15 protein-coding genes and 2 pseudogenes are annotated in these 19,645 nt (G+C 44.6%); 10 read left to right on the top strand and 7 right to left on the bottom strand.

The genetic code is table 11. The annotated features are described in order from the left end of the window. Positions 1 to 4: 4 nt before the first annotated feature. Positions 5 to 1,000 (top strand): cysteine peptidase family C39 domain-containing protein, encoded by a 996-nt coding sequence (locus QF041_RS16200; protein ID WP_307414924.1) that lies wholly within the window; start codon positions 5 to 7, stop codon positions 998 to 1,000. Positions 1,001 to 1,070: 70 nt separating this feature from the next. Here the strand turns inward: QF041_RS16200 and QF041_RS16195 are convergent, their stop codons facing one another. Next, entirely contained in the window at positions 1,071 to 3,605 is a 2,535-nt protein-coding gene (locus tag QF041_RS16195; protein WP_307414923.1) for a transglutaminase domain-containing protein, read from the bottom strand. Positions 3,606 to 3,910: 305 nt separating this feature from the next. On the opposite strand from QF041_RS16195, the gene QF041_RS16190 reads away from it, so the two are divergent. Both QF041_RS16190 and QF041_RS16185 read left to right on the top strand, forming a co-directional pair. Further along, entirely contained in the window at positions 3,911 to 4,330 is a 420-nt protein-coding gene (locus QF041_RS16190) for an ester cyclase (RefSeq protein WP_307414922.1), read from the top strand. Between the two features lie 129 nt (positions 4,331 to 4,459). Further along, entirely contained in the window at positions 4,460 to 6,838 is a 2,379-nt protein-coding gene (locus QF041_RS16185; RefSeq protein ID WP_307414921.1) for a GH36-type glycosyl hydrolase domain-containing protein, read from the top strand. Between the two features lie 186 nt (positions 6,839 to 7,024). Here QF041_RS16185 and QF041_RS16180 read toward each other — a convergent pair whose 3' ends face one another. Beyond that, positions 7,025 to 7,780, bottom strand: a complete 756-nt coding sequence (locus QF041_RS16180; RefSeq protein WP_307414920.1) for a GNAT family N-acetyltransferase — start codon at positions 7,778 to 7,780, stop codon at positions 7,025 to 7,027. Positions 7,781 to 7,933: 153 nt separating this feature from the next. Between QF041_RS16180 and QF041_RS16175 the strand changes: the two genes are divergently transcribed. Continuing rightward, positions 7,934 to 8,596, top strand: a complete 663-nt coding sequence (locus QF041_RS16175; RefSeq protein WP_307414919.1) for a M48 family metallopeptidase — start codon at positions 7,934 to 7,936, stop codon at positions 8,594 to 8,596. A gap of 118 nt (positions 8,597 to 8,714) precedes the next feature. Here the strand turns inward: QF041_RS16175 and QF041_RS16170 are convergent, their stop codons facing one another. Beyond that, positions 8,715 to 9,797 carry an SDR family oxidoreductase gene (locus QF041_RS16170; protein ID WP_307414918.1) on the bottom strand — a complete coding sequence of 361 codons (1,083 nt, stop codon included), beginning with the start codon at positions 9,795 to 9,797 and terminating at the stop codon, positions 8,715 to 8,717. A 99-nt stretch (positions 9,798 to 9,896) separates the two neighbouring features. Further along, entirely contained in the window at positions 9,897 to 10,217 is a 321-nt protein-coding gene (locus QF041_RS16165) for an ArsR/SmtB family transcription factor (protein WP_017690570.1), read from the bottom strand. Positions 10,218 to 10,402: 185 nt separating this feature from the next. Here QF041_RS16165 and QF041_RS16160 point away from each other — a divergent pair, with 185 nt between their 5' ends. The 6 genes and pseudogenes from QF041_RS16160 (at position 10,403) to QF041_RS16135 (ending at position 15,120) form a co-directional block, all read left to right on the top strand. After that, on the top strand, positions 10,403 to 10,789 hold the full coding sequence (locus QF041_RS16160; protein WP_253505713.1) for an iron chaperone: 387 nt from the start codon (positions 10,403 to 10,405) through the stop codon (positions 10,787 to 10,789). Between the two features lie 125 nt (positions 10,790 to 10,914). After that, a pseudogene (locus tag QF041_RS16155) lies at positions 10,915 to 11,064 on the top strand (cysteine hydrolase); the annotation flags it as partial. A 194-nt stretch (positions 11,065 to 11,258) separates the two neighbouring features. Then, positions 11,259 to 11,402: pseudogene (locus QF041_RS16150) on the top strand (helix-turn-helix domain-containing protein); the annotation flags it as partial. A 199-nt stretch (positions 11,403 to 11,601) separates the two neighbouring features. Further along, positions 11,602 to 13,185, top strand: coding sequence for a glycosyltransferase family 39 protein (locus QF041_RS16145; protein WP_307414917.1), 1,584 nt, complete (start codon positions 11,602 to 11,604; stop codon positions 13,183 to 13,185). Positions 13,186 to 13,189: 4 nt separating this feature from the next. Then, positions 13,190 to 13,738 (top strand): hypothetical protein, encoded by a 549-nt coding sequence (locus QF041_RS16140; RefSeq protein WP_307414916.1) that lies wholly within the window; start codon positions 13,190 to 13,192, stop codon positions 13,736 to 13,738. A gap of 395 nt (positions 13,739 to 14,133) precedes the next feature. After that, entirely contained in the window at positions 14,134 to 15,120 is a 987-nt protein-coding gene (locus QF041_RS16135) for a phosphotransferase enzyme family protein (RefSeq protein WP_307414915.1), read from the top strand. 130 nt (positions 15,121 to 15,250) lie between these two features. Here QF041_RS16135 and QF041_RS16130 read toward each other — a convergent pair whose 3' ends face one another. The 3 genes from QF041_RS16130 to QF041_RS16120 form a co-directional block, all read right to left on the bottom strand. Beyond that, positions 15,251 to 17,491, bottom strand: coding sequence for an S-layer homology domain-containing protein (locus tag QF041_RS16130; protein ID WP_307414914.1), 2,241 nt, complete (start codon positions 17,489 to 17,491; stop codon positions 15,251 to 15,253). 238 nt (positions 17,492 to 17,729) lie between these two features. Then, on the bottom strand, positions 17,730 to 18,332 hold the full coding sequence (locus QF041_RS16125) for a hypothetical protein (RefSeq protein WP_307414913.1): 603 nt from the start codon (positions 18,330 to 18,332) through the stop codon (positions 17,730 to 17,732). A 145-nt stretch (positions 18,333 to 18,477) separates the two neighbouring features. Further along, a complete protein-coding gene (locus QF041_RS16120; RefSeq protein WP_307414912.1) occupies positions 18,478 to 19,479 on the bottom strand; it encodes an AraC family transcriptional regulator in 1,002 nt (333 codons plus the stop codon). Positions 19,480 to 19,645: the final 166 nt, after the last annotated feature.

Genomic DNA, 19,645 nt, shown 5'->3' with positions numbered 1-19,645 from the left:
TGTAATGGTCAAGAATGTACTTAAACTAGGTGACCCTGTCATAAGCACGTACACATCATATGGGACATTAACATCCGTTATGCACGAAGATTTATGGCCATGGATTTTCAATAACTTTATACAAATCAGGTATGCACATGGATGGGGAATTTTTTCGTTTGATTCTCATCAGTTTCTGCTAAGTACCTGTCCAGGAATTTCCTTTTACAACCTGCCACAAGAAATTGTGATTAGCAAATGGGGAACATCACTTAAGCAAGTGATTACGGAAGCGATAGATATGGGATATTATCTATATATTTATGCAGATAGATACTACATTGCGTGTACAGACTATTATCAGAAAGAACATCTCATGCACGAATTATTGGTGTATGGGTATGACCTGGATCAAAATTTGATATACATTGCTGATAATCTAGATGATGGTAAATTCATACAAACCGTATGTAGTCTGGATGAACTTGAGAAAGGCTACTGGACCATGTCTAATGAGTACAGTTTTTGGACAGAAGTGAGATTCCTCAAGCCAATTCAGAATATCAATTATGCAATTCATGTGGAGCAGATTATAACGGCGATGGAAAACTATCTTAACTCAAGCGAGACATATGACTTAGTGAGAGATCAGAAATACGATTTTGGAATGCAAGCCATTCAACGCATCTTTACCGACATTGAGCAGGCAGCCCTAGTTGGAGAAGCATTGGATTCACGAGTCTTTCATCTCTTGTATGAACATAAGCTACTTATGGAGTTACGTTTATCTTACTTAATGGAGAAATCAATCATTGAACGAGATTCAACCTTTATGGAATTAAGCACTATTCTGAAACAGGACTACTTTAAATTGAGAAATATAGTTCTGAAATACAATATAACGCGTGATGCAAGTACACTCAGTAAAATAAGTGAGAGATTGCAACAGAATCTCACAAAAGAGAAAGCATTTATTTCTTCTTTTATTACCAGATTGCAACAGGTTAAATCAATGGCTTGAAGTCATCTAATAATAGACAAAAAATCCCCTTTGCTTGTTAGAAAGCCAAGGGGATTGCTGTGTAATTAAATTACTTCTGTTCTGGTTTCGGGTCCAGAATGGCATAACTGCCTAGCGTGGCTAATTGTGCTGTGTTCAGAAGCGCTTCATCCACTGCTGCGAGGGCTTCGCCGGCAGCTGTCATCAGCTCATCAGAGTCAACAGGTGAGGCGAAACGGAGAATGACCCGGTTCTCTCCTTTTTTGAGTTCACTCTCAGCCTTGGTTTTGTACTCATTAATGGACGCGACTTCGAGACCATTTTGCACATAATAATCATTGGCATCGCTCTCGCCATTAAACATCGCGAGCTCGGAATCAAGCCAGTAATCTTGATCCGCTATCGTTTTCTGACTTGCAGCAGTCTCATCGTTGGCATTGTACAGGAAGTACGGGATGCCGGAGTTCGTCAGGTTGTTGGTGGCATCGACATGGAACCATTCGTTCCCGATTTTGACCTTGTTCCATGCATGTGGAACACCACTGGAGGCTCCCGTTACAACGATGCTTTCCAATCCCGAGAGATCGGAGAGCAATTTGTAGACGGAGGCATAGCTGGCACATACCCCAACACCTTTGACCAGAATACCGTATGTGGTAAACGAGTCATTGAACTGCGGATCGACATTTTTGAAGTTGTTTTGTTCCGCATTTTCCAGCGCTGCATCATCATACTTCGCGTTATCGTTCAGATAATCGTAGATGGCTTTTCGTTTCTCGTCTTCGTTCATGCCGTCTTTGATAATAGAAGCCACGACTTCGTTCGCTTTGGCAATAATCTCATCTTGCTTCTTCTGGATACCACTAGCCGATTCATTGTAATTAATCGAAAGGGTAAGTGTACCATAGTTGTATTCGAAACCTTCCACACCAAGAATCAATGGATTCTGGTACATCACTTTCAGGACAACATCTGAGAGTGTCGTGAAATTTTGAGCTTCGGGGAAAGCCTTTAACGAAATTTTATCTTGTGCCGCAATCATGTTTTTGGCTAAAACTTCTTCCAATGCGGAATCTGCATTGATCATTGCATCGCCTGTAGCAGGCTGAGGCACGGTTTCCTGATTACCTTGTTCTACATTTTGCTGTGTATTGGATTTCTGCTCATCTACCAGGTTGTCTTCTACAGCTTCTGGAGCTGGAGCAGGTGTTTCATTGGAAGCTTCTTCAGAAGCCATATCTGAAGAATTATCAGAAGTATCATCTGAAGCCTCATCGGAAGCCTCAGTAGATAGAGAATCAGTTGCATCTTCTGACGTTCCAGTATCGGTTGTAGACTCTGGAGTTGAAGTTTCCGAAGCCGGTGCTTCTTCTGTTTCCGTTGCAGACTCAGGTGCATCATGATTGTTGATGATCGTTGGCACATCAGGTGCAGGAACGTAAGGTGTGTCATTCTTTGGTTCCACCAGTCCGTTGCTGGAATCGGCTACGGTTTGCTGAGCAAGTCTGTCCAAATCTGCTTGTGTCACATTTTCTACGCGCACGTAACTTTTCAAAGCTGTTCCTTTAATATGAAAAGGAATATTCGTTTCATTGAACTCTGAAATTTCTACGCTTTTGGTATCATAGACAATGGTTTCACGAGCTAGAGAGCCGTCATTGTACTCAACTGTTGCTTTCTGAGGAAGTACATCTATATTCTTTAATTTCTCCCTATACAATTGTTCTTTCAGAGATGTTGGCAACTGGGAAGCAAGCGGAGCTGTAGGGACACCTCTGCTAAAATTGGATTCTTTGCCTCCGCCGATTGCAGTGACGTAATATTCTCCTCGTATACCATGGTTCTGAGTGGTAGTTATCATTTCATTATAAGTGCCTAGCCCGCCTTTTCCGTCTCTCAAAAAATCATTGAAAGACGTCTCAGTTGTTACCGCAATATCTAAAGGCAGACTATTACTGAAAGCATCCTCTGCGCCAGTTAGAGGTACATTTGTATCGAAGTTGGTTAGGTCAGAACGTTTATAAATTTTATATTCTGTGGCACCTTCAACCTTGTCCCAGACCAACTTGAACCGTCTATCTTTGTCAATTTCGTATCTTAGGTTAGGTACGGGTAACTCCGATTTCACTGTAAATGGAATAATGATGGGCTGATCGAGTAGTGTTAGCTTCTCAGCATCTGGATCATAATTCAGACGAATGTAATAAATGGGGGCACCGCCCCAAGAACTTTGATCCTTGTTCATCATGGAATCTGAACTTAAAACGCCCCATCCAAGAGGTTTAATGGAAACACTATTGTCGTTTGTCTCTGGGATGGCATATACATCGCTTGCTTTGAGTGCTTTAATATCGGTATGTACACTAATAATGTCACTAGCTCGCAGGTTACTTTTACGTAAATCTGCTTTAAACTTGAACGTAAATTCTTCATCCTGAGCTACATTGTACATCGGCATGATCGCTTGTTCCGATTCAGAGCCGTATTTCTGCTTCAAACTTAAAATGGTAGAACCTTCTACTACTTCTGTAGGGTTATTTTCGGACGGACTACTCTCCTGTTCAGTACTCTGGCATCCAGCCAGTAACAGGGTGAGTGCAAACATAATGAAAAATAGACGTTTCATGATACACCGCTTTCTTGTTTTTCTGAGTTGCTCTAATGCTACGTTTCTACACACCGAAAGATTATCAAAATTGGTTAAAACCCATACTCGAACCTCTTAACGGCCAAACCTCCTATTAATTTCCTAATATCCTTTGCTAGTTTATGGTCATATTGACGCATTGTCAAGGTGAGAGGGTAGGTTTTAAGTCCTGTAGAACAATAGAACAGTTGTAATTCCATAGCGGGGGGACCATGTTAAAATACAAGAGTTACTACATATTTATATATATAACAGAAGAATAATTGAGGAGGCTGGATTGGCGTATGACAGCAGAACAGATTGTCAGAACCTTTTTTGAAGAAGTCCGATCAGGCCGGAATCCTGATTATGCAAGCAGCTTGATGGCGGAACAAGTACTGGCTCATCAAGTAATATCCGAAGAAGAGGTCACAGTGACCCGAACCCCTTCCGATTATGCAGATCATGTGCGAGAGATGATTGAAGCATACGGGGAATTTTCACTCGAAATTCAAGAGTTGCTGACGCAAGGCGATAAAGTCTATGTGCGCTGGAGACAAACGGGTACCCATGTTGGTAAAGTGGACGGATTCAGTCCAACCAACCTCCCGGTGATTGAAATTGCGAGTGCGGTATACCGAGTGGAAAACGAACAAATTGCAGAGTATTGGATTCAGATCGACAGGATGGGCATCGAGAAACAATTGGAACGTAATCGGAGCTGAATTTCTCAGCTCTTTTTTAGTTTTCAGTTCTTTGTAAGCGTTCCCGTGTTATAATGGACAAAGTTGTATACAAGTTACCTAAAACGTTTTCTGTCTTTTGACTCCATAATCTGAAAGTGAGGTTCAGTGATGATTAAAGCAACGGAAGATAATCAATATGTTGAACTAACAAGCCCGACAAGTTTACCGAAGGCATCCGGATTCCTTTGGAATGAAAAGATGATGATTCATGTGAATTGCCGGGGGTACGCGGTGGCCCAATTCATGCAGCCCGAACCTGCCAAATACTCGTATGCGCCCAACCTGGAAGCGAAGACGTTTATGCAGCCGGAGCAGCCATATTATGCCCACCATCCGGGACGGTTTGTCTACATTAAAGATGAAGTAAGTGGCGAAATTTTCTCAGCCCCGTATGAACCGGTTCGCAAACAGGCGGATAGCTATACGTTCGCTGTCGGTAAACATGATATTCATTGGAAAGTGATTCAGGACGACATTTGCATCGAGATGTCCCTGCGTCTGCCGAAGGAAGATGTCATGGAGCTATGGCGTGTGAAGGTAACCAATCTGTCTTCGAGAAAACGCAAGCTGAGTATCTACCCGTATTATACGGTCGGTTATATGTCCTGGATGAACCAATCCGGTTCATATGTGGAAGACTTGCAGGGCATTGTCTGCTCGGCAATTACGCCGTATCAGAAATATCAGGATTATAGCAAAATCAAAAACTACAGCGACAAAACCTATCTGCTTGCAGATCACCAACCGACCGCGTGGGAAGTGAATCATGAGACTTTTGAAGGCGAAGGCGGACTTCATAATCCTTCTGCCCTTCAGTCAGAGACACTCGCAGGTGGAGATGCACGGTACGAGACACCTGTAGCTGTATTGCAATATAGAGTCGAACTGGAAGCGGGAGCGGAGCAGGCGTATCGATTCATCTTTGGTCCGGCTCATGATGAGACAGAGATTGAGGGCATCCGTCAGCATTATTTTGTGAAGCAGAATGAGGAAGGACAGGATGGTTTCACCGCAGCCGAGCAGAAGTATGCTGGTTATATTGCGGAAGGGCAAGGGAACATCCAGATTGAGACACCGGACAGCTGGTTAGATAATGTCGTGAATCATTGGCTGCCTCGCCAGATGTACTATCATGGCAAAACCAACCGTCTGACAACCGATCCGCAGACGCGGAATTATTTGCAGGACAACATGGGTATGAGCTACATTCAGCCGCAGATTGCGCGGGCTGCGTTCTTGACGGCCTTGTCTCAGCAGCATATAAGCGGTGCGATGCCAGACGGCATTATTTTGCACCCGGACGCAGAACTGAAATATATCAACCAGGTTCCTCATACCGATCACTGTATCTGGCTTCCGGTCTGTATGAAGACCTATCTGGATGAAACGAATGACTATAGCATTTTGGAGGAACAGGTTGCTTTTACAGACAGTGAACAAAAGGTTTCCGTGCTGGAACATATGAATCTTGCGATGCGTTGGTTGATCCATGAGCGTGATGCGCGCGGGTTGAACTATATCAATCAGGGTGACTGGTGTGATCCGATGAACATGGTGGGATACAAAGGCAAAGGCGTATCCGGCTGGCTGACCATTGCGACGGCATATGCGTTCAATGTGTGGGCAGATATTGGTGAACAGGCAGGGCATGCCGAAGTTGCAGCGGAATTCCGTCAGGAAGCCAATCAGACCAATGCGGTAGCAAATGAGTATCTGTGGGATGGGGACTGGTATGCCCGCGGAATTACGGATGATAACGTAGTGTTTGGCGTAAGCCAAGACGTGGAAGGACGCATCTATATTAATCCTCAGAGCTGGGCACTTATGAGCGGTGCTGCGGATCAGGAGAAACAGGAGAAGTTAATCCGTGCCGTAGAGGAGCAATTGGAGACGCCATATGGTGTCGAGAAGCTCGCGCCGTCTTTCACAGCGATGCGGGAAGATGTAGGCCGTGTTACGCAGAAACATCCGGGAAGTGCAGAGAATGGTGCAGTGTACAATCACGCGGCGGCGTTCTATATTTACGCGTTGTACCTGGTGGGCGAGAAGGAGAAGGCGTATCGTTTGCTGCGTAAAATGATTCCGGGCCCTGATGGCGAGGATATCCTCCAGCGGGGTCAGCTACCTGTATTTATCCCGAATTATTATCGCGGAGCCTATCGTCAATTCCCACGTACAGCTGGGCGCTCTAGTCATCTGTTCAACACCGGCACGGTGCCTTGGGTGTATCGTTGTCTGATCGACGGATTGTTTGGATTGCAGGGTCATGCACAAGGGCTTCAGGTTCGTCCGCAGTTACCAGAAGATTGGAACGAGGCATCGGTTACGCGGTTGTTCCGCGGGGCTGAGCTGAACGTAAACATGAAGAAGGATGCAACTGTCCAGACGATTGAAGTGCATGTTGACGGCCAACGAATTGCAGGCGACATCATCAAGAATATACAAGCCGACGTGAAATATGAGGTGCTAGTGAAGCTGCCATTGTAGAAAGCGCACGGAGTAACTGCTGAACGGTGTGAAGAGTTTCGAACAATCACGAAGCCAAATTAAAAACTGCCTTTCTTTTATAGAAGGAGGGCAGTTTTTGCTTTCAAGATGTCGTTTTGAATTAATCTGTTTGTCAGACTGAATATGATATAAGAATCCACAATCTAAGCTTGATTAGAAAACACTCTATTCTTTGACTCTGTACCAATAGCTATAGATTTCGGAATAACCCAGCTTCGCGTAGAGCTTTAACGCAGGTACATTATTCGCAACGACTTGCAGATAACTATACGTAGCGCCATTCCTTTTTGCCCAATGCAATAGATGCAAGATCATCTGCTCAGCAAGGCCCTGATTCCGGAAGTTAGCGTCTGTAATGATGTCATACAATCCAATATAGCCACGTTCGATGACACCAAACCCACAAGCGACGACTTGCCCGTCGATCAACAGCGAGATGAAACCTACCTTTGTCCGGATATTGTCCAACATTAATTCCGTCGTTTCCCGTTGCAGATCATTCACCTGATTCAACCGGCAAAAGTGATCCAGCCATGTTGTGGTCAACTGTTCGTCGATCTGTACAGATTGGTGCACAGGCTCTTTGATCTCTTCCAGACTCCGAGTCTGGATACGGGTCAGATCGACAACGCCATACCCTTTGTCTTGCAAAAGTTGGTCGAGATGATCCGGCTGAATAAACGGTGTGATTTTGAATATGGTATTTAACTGATTGGAAGCATAGATGCGCTCACAATCCTCAATCTTTTCATGCACATCCAGAGTGGAGTAGTGGATCGGTTGAACGGAGTTGGCACGTTTGGTATATCCTTTGGCAAAACGGAGTACCCAACCGTCATACAGTAAGGTGGACAAGGGTTGCCAGTGGTTAAGCGATAGTTCTTCAATGGTTTTGTGTTCTGAATCTATGGTATGCGTCATATCCAACCTCCGATTTTATAATTAAATAATAATACATAGTAATGTATAAAAATACAATACAAACATATATATCGTCGAACAGTATGCATTATGGTCGGAGATGGTATACAATTTGATTTGGTTGAATGAATAACTTCAGAAGCGGAGCGCGTTATGTTAACTATAGAATTAAATAATCACAGCATTAACTGTCATATCCAATACGGCAAACGCAAGAAATTGTCCATCACGATGGACTTGCCTTATATGGTAACAATCAAAGCACCCAATGGTACCAGTGAAGACATGATCCGGCAACTTGTAGAGCAGCATGGGGATGTGATTTTGAAGAAATCCACTCTGATGCAGCAGGCGCTCGACGGTCCTCAAGCCAAGGAATACGAAGATGAGGGCAAGGGGAAGTTTCTGCTTTTTGGCAAGGAGCATGCACTGCATGACTTAATCCCTGTAGAGGGGCTTACAGAAGAAGAGTTGCGGGCGAATCTGAAGAAGTTTTATTTTGCCGAGTGTAAACGCATGATTGGGGAGCGCATTGGTCGTTATCAGCAGGAGTTGAAGGTGAAGCCGAAGTCAGTAGAGATCGTAGATTCTCCCACCAAGTGGGGCAGTTGCAGCTGGGACAAAAAACTTACGTTCAATTATCGCCTGGCGATGGCGCCACTGGAAGTGATTGATTATGTCATCATTCATGAACTTTGCCACATTCACCACATGAATCATGATCGCTCTTTCTGGCGGCGGATCGGCAGCATCATGCCGGATTACAAAGCAAAAGAAGATTATCTGATGCGCAATGGTCGAGCCATGACGTTGTAATTCCAGACCCAAGCTTTCACTTGGACACGATAGATACCTCCATTATAATTTGTAAAATCCGCGAAGGTCCCACTGTTTGCAGTGAGCGGCTTCGCGGATTTTTTGTTATGTCTGGATATCAGGAATGGGATACTTGAACGCCGTATTGTTTGAAAAAATGAGAAACCGCATCCATGTCCATTCGATCATCGAACAGATGCTCAGGATAATAGACGCCTGGAGCCATAGGCTCGTCCGCTGGCATCATGAGTATCTTTTCGGCTTGCACCGCAGCGCCGAGTGCAGTCATATGAGTTTGACCGAGTGGGTCAGAGACCGTCATCGTTCGTTCAACCTCGTTTCCTTTTGCATCTAGTCCTTTCAGTTGAATGACGAGATGATGTGCACTCCCGGTTCCCGGATTATAGAGCAATTTCCGCCGGAATGGCTGGAAACGTTCACCACTGATCATCTTCCATACTCCGGTTTTGACCAATCCGGCGAGTGCATAGGTAGATACTTTACTATCAAATGAAATGCGGAAGCTGGCGGAATCGATATGACTCGTATGAGGCAAAGTGACGTGATCGGGTGTATCCAGTCTGTAACATGGGGTTGTATACCCGTTCGGAAAATGTACTTTAATCGGATCTGTCATGGGATAGACAAGCCGGTTCGTGTTGGATTCGGTGATCTGATAAGGAATACTCATTCGATCCATAAAGGCAGCTGAGTCAGGCCCGGCTTTATCTCGCAGCGAGTACAAGGCATGAATGTTTACTTCGACATGTTGCAGAGAGTTAGAGAGTATCATGGCAAAGAGGGAAGCTGTTCCTGCCATCCATCCAGAGGACAGCACTACAGGGGCATGAAGTTCCTCCTGCTCTACTGTACGGATCGCTTGATTAAACACTTCAGTCCAGCGTGTTACATCGATGAGTGGAATTTTTCTCCGCACTGCCGATACCAGTAGCCGATCATCCAGATCGTTCACTGCATTAATGATTAACGATATATTCTCTCCTGCGTGAATCAGTGGATCGTGTGCATTGGTATCAACAACAACCGTTTGGACACGATTGGATGGAAAAGGTGCTGCTTTACCCGCAGAACGACCTCCCAATACCAATTCCAGATCAGGATGCCTGTCATGCAAAATGCGGGCAAGCTGTGCCCCTACAGCACCATAGCCTCCAGCGATGAGAACTCTTTTTCTATTCATTCGATAAACCTCCGTTGATATGTTTATGTACTTATATGTTTAAACTATTGAACATAATAGAGTGAAGAAAAGGAATGCGGTTCACCAGCGCGGTATGCGCTAGCTCTGACATTCCACTTCTACGAGATGAACGAGCTGTTTGAGTAATTCGATCGCATCGTTGAACTCCAGCTTGTAATACATCTCCGTACCTTTTTTCTGAACCGATAACAGCCCGGATTGACGCAATATTTTCAAGTGATGAGAGACCGTAGGGCGTGACATGGGGACATGCTCTGCAATCTGCGATACGTTCATGCTCTCTTGATCAATGAGCAGCGATATGATTCGCTGGCGAACGGGATCTCCCAAACCTTGAAGATAAGGACTTAGATTCTCGAAAATATCAATAACTTTTTGGTTACCCATCGACTCGTTCATGGCTCACTCCGTTATAATGTTTAATTGTTTAAACGTATTATAAGGCTTAGTTCACTTGAAAATCAAATTTAAACATTCCAAGTTGCAGGAAAATAGCTGTTCCGCTTGTCCATTTGAAGTACAATATAAGCAAATATGCCCGTACCACGAATCCATTGATGTATCCGTGGTGGAAGGAGTCCAAGATGGCTGAGAGTAACCATTATTCGGTGCTGGTAGATGAATATATCTCGGAGTTTGCACCTGATGTACAGGTGAGATTACAGGCAATAAGACAGATTATTCGTGAAGCGGCTCCGAACGCCGAAGAGAAGATCAGTTACAAGATGCCTACGTATGCACAGCATGGGAATTTGGTTCATTTTGCCGCTTACCAGCATCATATTGGGTTTTACCCTGCTCCGAGTGGGATTCTGGCGTTCAAGGAGGAACTCTCTAAATACAAAGGGGCTAAGGGATCTGTCCAGTTTCCGCTGGACCAGCCATTGCCCGAGGATCTCATCCGCCGGATTGTGGCGTTTCGGGTGAAAGAAAATGTGGAAAAAGCTCGGGAGAAGAAGCAGAAGAAGTAGTAATTGGTAAAAACGGATCTCACAGCTCAGTTGGGCAAGATTGAAGCGGCTATCGCTGATTTTGAACAGCAACATGAGCCAGTCATATACATGAAACATGTAGATTACGATCAGAGGTAACCTAGATTGAGGACGCAACAGGTTCGGTGAACACAGCGGAGACGTATGAGATGCCGGGTCTGGACATTCAGGATTTTGTCGGTTCGTTTCTGAATTGGTCGAATTGTATTGAAGTTATATATGTGGATGAGTATAAAGAAATGTATCGTATCTAGCGTGGTTTACATGTGACGCCGAAGATTTGAGTATGGTATAATAAGAGCAGATTAGACGTAAAATGCAAAGAGAGCCGTGCTGGTAACACGACTCCTCCGAGCAATAGCCGCTTTTAAGGGCGGTGGGCTTCGCTTAGAAAGATGATCAACAATAGACCGCATCCTTTTGCGAGGGGGGCGGTCTATTTGTGTGTATGACCGGATTACATAGAAATGGGATTGCCAAATTATATAATGAAGAAACCGATGGTGTGAAGTTCGATACGCTGAATCGAATATGTGAGGCTTTGGATTGTGAGATCCAGGATATCATTGACTTTATCAAGGACGAGAAGTGATCTTCAACAATTAGCTTAAGGCCCTGTACTTCTAATAAAATGGACATATAGACCGTTACCTTATCGAAGGGACGGTCTTTTTCTGTTTGTATACACATACTGATCCGCACCGATCGCAAGCGTTACTCCCTTTCAGCGATTTTTCAGCCAGAGCCATTATAATACTCACGGAATCCTGTAATCGAAAAGGAGTTTTTGCATGTCTAAGGTGCTGCATAAGTCGTTTTATCTCATTTTGCTCGTGTTTGTTGCGGTATTTATTGCCTCGTCCTTGTTGGTACGGGCACAGTATAACTACGCCTTGTATGGGGACAATCCTATTTTGGGCATGCAGCAGTGGAGTGTTTTTCTCCCGGTCATTCTTTTGCTTCTTGGTTCAGGTGTCGGGTTATATGCTCTATGTCTGAAGCTGAACAAATACAGTCCGAAGGTTGTCATTCCGATTGTGCTGTTATGTTCTCTGGTCATTCAGATCATCATCATTTTTGTATTTCCGAGAGTGCCTACCGATGATTCACAGACCGTTCTTTCACTCGCCATGAACATGCTGTATGACCAAGACTACTCTTCGTTTGAAACGGGTGGTTATCTGCACATGTTCCCGTTTAACTATTCGATCGTATTGTACCTGAAGACATTGCTGTACCTGTTCCCGGATAACTATCTGGTCATCAAACTATTTAATATTTTGTTTTCAATGTTAACAACGTTCATGATTTATCTTATTTATAAACAAGTGAATGACAGATCCACAGAACGTGATTACGGTGTGTTGATCATTGCAGCCACGTACCTGCCTTCCTTGTTCCTGAACAACCTGATCTATAACGATGTGATTGCCACAGCTTTTCTGACATCTTGTTTATACTTTGTTATTCGTTTTGTACGTGAAAAGTCTTGGAAAACAATCGTCATTGCCGCCGTTTTTCTCGCGTTGGGCAATTACTTCCGAAGCATTGGCGTGATCGTGCTAATTGCTGCCATCATATATATCCTGCTGAATTTGCGGAGTATCGGAACGAAGAAAGTCATCATTTCCATCGGTGTGCTGGCTATGTTGTTTAATGTACCAACCTGGACTCAGAATGTGGTTCTTCAATTCTCCGGTGCTGTGAGCGAACCTGTCGGAAAGAATGCTGCACCGGTCTATATGTGGCTGAATATGGGGATTAATCTGGAGCGTTTTGGCTTCTGGGACAATATGGAGAGTTATCAGATCTATCAGAGGCAGGCCAACTACAGTAAGGCAGAGAGCGCAGCATTATTCAAACAAGAGATTGGCAACAAGCTGTCTGAAGCAAGTGCGAGTGACTTGGTGCAGATGTATTACAAAAAGATCATATGGACCTGGACCGAAGGGACATACCAGATGGACCGCTACGGAATCGGCAATGAAAGTTCCATCGGTGCCGGAAGAGGAAGGGGAGGCGGAATCGCAGGCTCCTACAGTTATACCAATGCGATAACAGAACTGTTGCAAGGGGATTCGGCTTATCGGACAGGTTTGCTCTGGATCGTATATGTGATGAATTTCATGATGTACTGTTTTATTTTCATCCGGTTGTTCGGTGGAATTCGTCGTAAACGGTATGATGAAGTCTCCTTAATCCTGGTCATTCTCGGATTCATCGGATTTTATATTCTGTGGGAGATTAAGTCCAGATACATCTACCCTGTATATCCGTTGTTGGTTGTGCTGTCCTATATGGGTTTCAAAGATACGTATGACTTCATATTCCATCGTAAAGGTACCTTGGAGAAGTATTCCCTGAGAAAAAGGTGATCATATGCGAAAAAATAAATATTTCACATCGGTTACAATACTCCTTTTGCTGGGGTGCTCGGTGATGCTTACGGCCTGTGATGTTATAGCCGCCCAGAATATTACCAACACCGGTTCTGTGCAAGGCATGAACGGTGGGGGCATGCCGAATGGTGGTGGACTTGGCATGAATGGAGGAACACCGAGAGGTGGAAGGGGCACCGCGGGAATGAATGATCGAACAGACAGTCCTGGCATGACGCAGGGGATGATGAATGCTGACATTACGGGTAGAGTCATCTCCGTGAATGAAAACACAGTTACGCTGGCGTTACTTGAGGTGCAGGATACCTCATCTCCAAGTAGGGGATGGAAGGATACCGGAATGGAAATGAAATTGAGTATAAGTGATGATGTCACTATTACTGAAGGTATGGGCACGCCGCGTTCGGGCAATTCCAGCCCAAGTGCGAATTCGTCCATTCCAGTGTCTGATCTTCAAAAAGAAGACATCGTGATGGTGTGGTATAAGGACAACACCGAGACGGTCGAACGGGTGATGGTTGTCCAGTAAAAAATGATGGGAGTATCGTCATTTTGTAATTGCTTACATTTAGTCTATGGGTTATTATGGAAACAGCTGTTTTTTGAAGGGAGTGAGCGTCATGAAACGACGGTCTAAGATGGTATGTTCTATCACTACAATGAAGGTAAGCATAAACTGAATAATTCCGGCAGACCATAGGGTGGAAACATCTAGTTTCCCAGTCGGTCTGAGATCTGCCGATATATAGGGATATAACTGCTCATTTTTTCTGGCGTGTGCGAGGTTTATTTGCTTGTGCAAATTTCTCATACACTCAGAATTTTTAAAAGCCGCAGGCATAGCCTGCGGCTTTTTGCGCGCAAAAATAGGTGTTCGATGGCTGTAAGCAATGCACATGAAACGATCAAAAAGGAGAAATGCCCATGTTAAAATTAAAATATTTATTTCAAAATAATGATCTTGCCGAGATGATTCTAAAGAATTGGAGTTATGATCCTGAGTCGCTGGACATGTTTCAGTATTATCGTATATCCTCCAATGCCGTGTATCCGTTCAGAGATCAGGGGGAAGTGAGATTGCTTCGTTTTGCCCCGGTAGAGGAAAAAAATCAAGTCAACCTCAGCGCGGAATTGGATTTCCTCCGTTATCTTCGAACGAATCAGTATGGAGCCATGCAGGCTGTACCTTCTCATTCAGGGACAGAACTCGTTGAGGCTCACACCCCATGGGGAACGTACTATGCTTCTATATTCAAGCGAGTACCCGGATCACAGTTAGGAAGTATTGATTTGAATGACTCCATCCTGTACAGCTATGGTCAGGCGTTGGGTGAGCTGCATCATCTATCACGTACATTCATGCCTGAGCAGAAGGAGAAACGCTGGACCTATACAGATGTTTTGAATTGGATGCAGGAGATCCTGAAGGTTTTTCCTGCCGAGACGGCTGCTCTCAGTGAGGTGGATTTTCTCCGAACATATTTTGCGGCTTGGCCGATGAACAAGCAAAATTTCGGACTCATCCACTACGATTTTGAATTGGATAATGTCTTCTATGACGAAGATAGCCAGTCTTGTTATGCCATTGATTTTGATGACTCGATGTATCACTGGTACGCAATGGACGTGGAACAGAGTCTGGATAGTTTACGTGAGGAGATCGAGCCTGAACAATGGGAGCAGAAGAAACAATTGTTCCTGAACGGGTACTGGTCCAAGGCAGGAGAACGTTATGATCTGGAGAGTATGTTCCCCGCTTGTCGCCGTTTTGCCAACTTGTACGGTTATGTGCGTATGCTTCGATCTGTTGCAGAGCAGTGGTCACATGAGCCGGAGTGGATGAGCGGACTAAGAGCGAGGTTAACGAGGATAATGACAGAAAAGGCAGAGCAATTCGGTCATCCGATTTAATTTCTAGTGCAGACCGACGCTTCTCCAATTCAATAAAAACATGTCATGTTCACACGAGAAATAATATATTTCGAGAAAAAACAAACCAGCTGGGAATTCAATGTAGAATTCCTAAGCTGGTTTTTACATGTTACTCGGTATAATCACTTATCGCAGTACGCCCCGCTTCTACACTGATCCAGTAGGAATAATCTTCGCGTACGTCCACATAGAGGTTAAGTTCCTTCGCATCAAGGTTACTTACCGTTAATTTGAAATTGCCATAGGCATCTGTTGTAACCTGCTGGGTTTGGATATGCTCTGCAGCAGGCGAAGGACCATGGATTTTAATTGGCATCGTCTGGTTGGCATACGCCGGGAATGTACCTTGAAGGACCAGCGTGTGATCGGCAGAATATACTGCTTTCATGGTCTGATCCGGTAGTCCGCCGTTCTTTTCATTCTCGGTAGCTTCAGTGGCATTCTTCGGTCTGCTCCATAGTTCGAAGCCTTTTTCCTTCAGGTTCTGGAGAAAAACAACGGCCTCTGCCCGGGTCAAGGATTCTTGTCCCGCATAACCTTGCACCGTAGCTGCGGTTTTGCCTGAAGAGTATCCCATGTTCAGCAGATACCGGATGGCATCTTCATCCTGGGTATAATTTTTACCGCCAAGCCCCGCCACGATTACGGCTACTTCTGTTCGGTTCAAGGCATGATTGCGCAGCTTCGGATTCTGTTTGCTGGCATCCAGTTTCAGATTCAACGCGGAAGCATAGGTATAATAACGATCACTCCAGATGTCTCCTTTGATAGCCTGTCCCTCTGCAGCATCGATGCTCTGAATGACATGGGAATTCGCATACAGCTTAAACACCATAGAGAGGAATTCGGCTTCACTCACCTGATTGTTGGGTTTGAACGTTCCATCCTCGTATCCACTGACCATCTCCTGTTGAACGGCCCATTGAATGGCATCTTTTGCCCAATGTGTGCGGACATCAGTTAATTGGGGAATTCCCGTGACCGTAACAGAGACAAACGCTTCTTTCCCTTCAAAACGAATCCGAATTTCAGCTTTACCGGTCTGAAGTCCAATGATTTTTCCATCCTTGATGGCGATGCGATCTGACGTCGTGGTGAAGGAGACGTTAGACTGTGGAACATAGGATGTTCCGTTATCATTCACGGCAGTGATCGAAGGCAGATCAATCTGTTCTCCTGCTCGAACGTTCAGGTCCTGTTGTCCTGGCGTTATACGGGTAAGTGTTGTATCTTGAACACCGTCAACATGGAAGAAACGCGTGGAGTATGAGATTTCCGCTGCTGTACCGTTTTTCTTTTGCAGACCTGTAATTCGAATGTTGAACGTATCGCCGTTCTTTAACAATTGCACATCGTCGGGACGGAAGATAATGGCGTAGCCATATCCATATCCACCTGTCTCTACATTGAAATAGGCTTGATTAAACCATTGTTTATCCGCAGGGTCCACGTTGTAATAACCGGTTGGAAAGCCACTGTTCTGATTCTTGCCATTAAAGGTCCATGTACGTTGATCGGAAGTCCGAGTCATCTCGACCTGTACCTCAGACAGTGATGGCTTCGCGAATACATCTGTATTCAGTTGAACAGACCAGGCCTGTGTACTGCCAAAGGCTTCGATTGGAAAAGCTCCCTGATTCGGGAACAGGCTGTAGTTGAACGAAGTTCCCCCCGTTCTGCTTTTATCAAATACCTGCATGGCACTATAGTACTGATCATATGTCTTGCCTGCTTCACTACGAGTGGCGAGTCCAAATCCGATTCGTTGCAGTTGTGGACTCAAAATCCAGCGCCGATGACCCAATCGATCAATATTGGAGGCATCCGAATCATTCATGTAGGCCTGAATGCTTTTTGTCAGGACGTTATTCTTGGCACTGCTGGTAACGTACAGATTGGAGCTGCTGGCAGACTTTGAACCGATGTCAAAGAAATCCTTTGGCATATCTCCTGGCTGCTCTGGATAATGGGACAGGTATCCACCCGTGGAGACCACAACAGCCCCATGCTGGGCTTGACGATTCAATGTCGGGTCAAGCACAAGATCGCCCTGTAGCCCCGTGATAAAACGATAAAAGTTGGCTGCGTTCAGCCCTTGATCCAGATAGGCGTCACTTACCACACCAGCAGAGTAAGGAGCACTTGTCGAAGGTGTCTTTGTATACAGGGGAGAGGTATCATTGCCATTCATCCACTGATTCCACTTTTGAACAATCTCCTGCTGACTTCGCTCAGGTAACAAACTGTCGATCTGTTCCGCATGTGCCGCTTGAGCACCCCATAACAGAAACAGCAACCCTGCCAAGGGCAGAGTGAACAGTGAATGCATTTTATTTTTCCGGTAAACCATGTTTCCATCCCCTCTCATATCTGAACGTACGAAGAACATATGCATGTTCAGCATTATGGTATATTCATCGACATTACAGCTAGTTTTGCTTAGAGCAAGGCATGGGGAGCATAAGGCCGAGCGTGTGAAGGAGGGGGTCTGAATGAGTGGAATTGGTGGTTCATTTGTTGAAAAAAGAGCATAGGCCACCCCGCTTATTCGGGACAGCTTATGCTCTTTCTACATATGTATCTACTTTTTAGTCGAGACTCAGGTCGAAATCAGGCTCACACATATAATCTAATGGGTATAGATCATCACGTGCCGAGATTAATGCACGGAAATGCAGATCCCTGATACCGTGCTCAGTTGCACTTTCATCTGAGCGATTGGGGACAAGTTCAGCTACCAAAAAAACGTCTTCTGCGAGGTTACATTTAAAAAGAACATTTTTCGGATGAATGACTTCCTCCAGGTAACTGTACGTCATCACGTGAAATGTTTGTCCACGCCAGTTTGTCTTGATCACTTTATAGGACTGCGTTCGCACCAGATCCAGATAACGTTCCAGCTGGAACGTATGTTCAAATTGCGTAATATAACCTTTTTTATCTACATCAATCGTAAACTCGACATCATAGCTCACATGCATTTCATCTTTATAAGTTCCGTTCATGACCTTCATGGCGTCAAAGTGTGATCCAAATTCCGGATCTTCCACATAGGGAATGGTAACGAGTTCAGGATCAACATGATCTGTGATCTTGCTGTTCATGGATGGTTCGCTGTAATACTTCGATGGCTGAAGATCAATCGATCCAATCATGCTTCCAGGAAAACCGGGGCTGCAAGTTATTCGCATAGTCATCTCCTTTTGATTTAATCAGTAGTTAGACGAACGACTAGGAAGAAAGTTGCACCAGAATAAGGAAAGGCTGGCTGAGATGAACCTGGTATATTCGATATCCCAGCAACGATGCACCCATGTTATGCCATGGTAACCAGGTTCATTCTTGCTGCAGGGTTGTGTATTGCTCCCGATATTGCTGCGGCGTAATGCCGAAATGATCCTGAAATTTTCTGTAAAAGAAGCTTAGGTTGCTATGTCCCGTATTGCTAGCAATATCATAGATTGGGCGATCGGTATTGGCGAGCAGGAACGAGCAGTAGTTGAGTTTTTCACTCTGAACCAGATTCTTGAAGGTCTGACCAGTTGTTTTTTTGATCAAAGTGGACAAGTAGTTGGCATTAAAATTGAAATGATCCGCGGTGGATGTGAGGGTGCAGTCCATATAATGATTCTCGATATATTTCAAAATTTCGATGATCGTCACTTTGTTCTGCGTCAGTGTACGAGGACGATTCGTATCGTACTGGAATACACGTAGCAGTTCGTAGAAGATCAGCAACATATAGGAATCCATCATCTCGGATGACCCGAGTGACGGATCATAATATTCACAGAGTAGTTGTTTCATCAGGGTGGGAATGTTGGTGTTGTTCTCAGAGTGAAAAATAATGTATCGGTTATGATTCTGACGATCCGAGATGGCATTCGCCAGAAAGTGAGACAGAATGCCGTTGTTGGCGAGTTTGCTCAGGAACGAAGAGGAAAAGTAACTCTGACGAATCAGAATATTAATGATTATATCTTCTTCCGATGTGGGCAGTATGGCATGGGGCACACCTGTATCCACAATACAGATCTGTCCTTGCTGTAACGTGACCTGTTTTCCGTTGATAATCTGGGTGCACTGACCGGAATACACGAAGCTGAGTTCAATAAAAGTGTGAATATGAAAGGGTACCTCGGCAAACCGCGTGTGCTTGGAAATGGTGATATTGTCTTTCTCTCCAATCATGTCCGCAAAAACGTAAACTTCCTGTCCTTCATGGAATACTCTCTTCAATGAATCGTACGTAGCAGAGCGTGCAGAAGGATGAGCCTGATAATGCAGATCCCTGTCCGTAAGCTTACGAAGCTGTGCATCCAATTGGTCGTGATTCATGCTCACTGCCTCCATTCGGCTAAAGTTTGAAGTAACCTTAACATCTGAATTTATGACAGTCAATATGTACTGTTTTGATATTTCGGTCTTTATTTGAAAGCGCTATATTAAAAGTGTGAAGGGATGAAACATCTTTTTATATTTATATTCTGTCTGATTACGCTTG

Origin of the sequence: Paenibacillus sp. W2I17 (assembly GCF_030815985.1) — a bacterium.
In the GTDB taxonomy this organism is placed as follows: domain Bacteria; phylum Bacillota; class Bacilli; order Paenibacillales; family Paenibacillaceae; genus Paenibacillus.
This window is presented reverse-complemented; position numbering and strand designations above follow the sequence as displayed.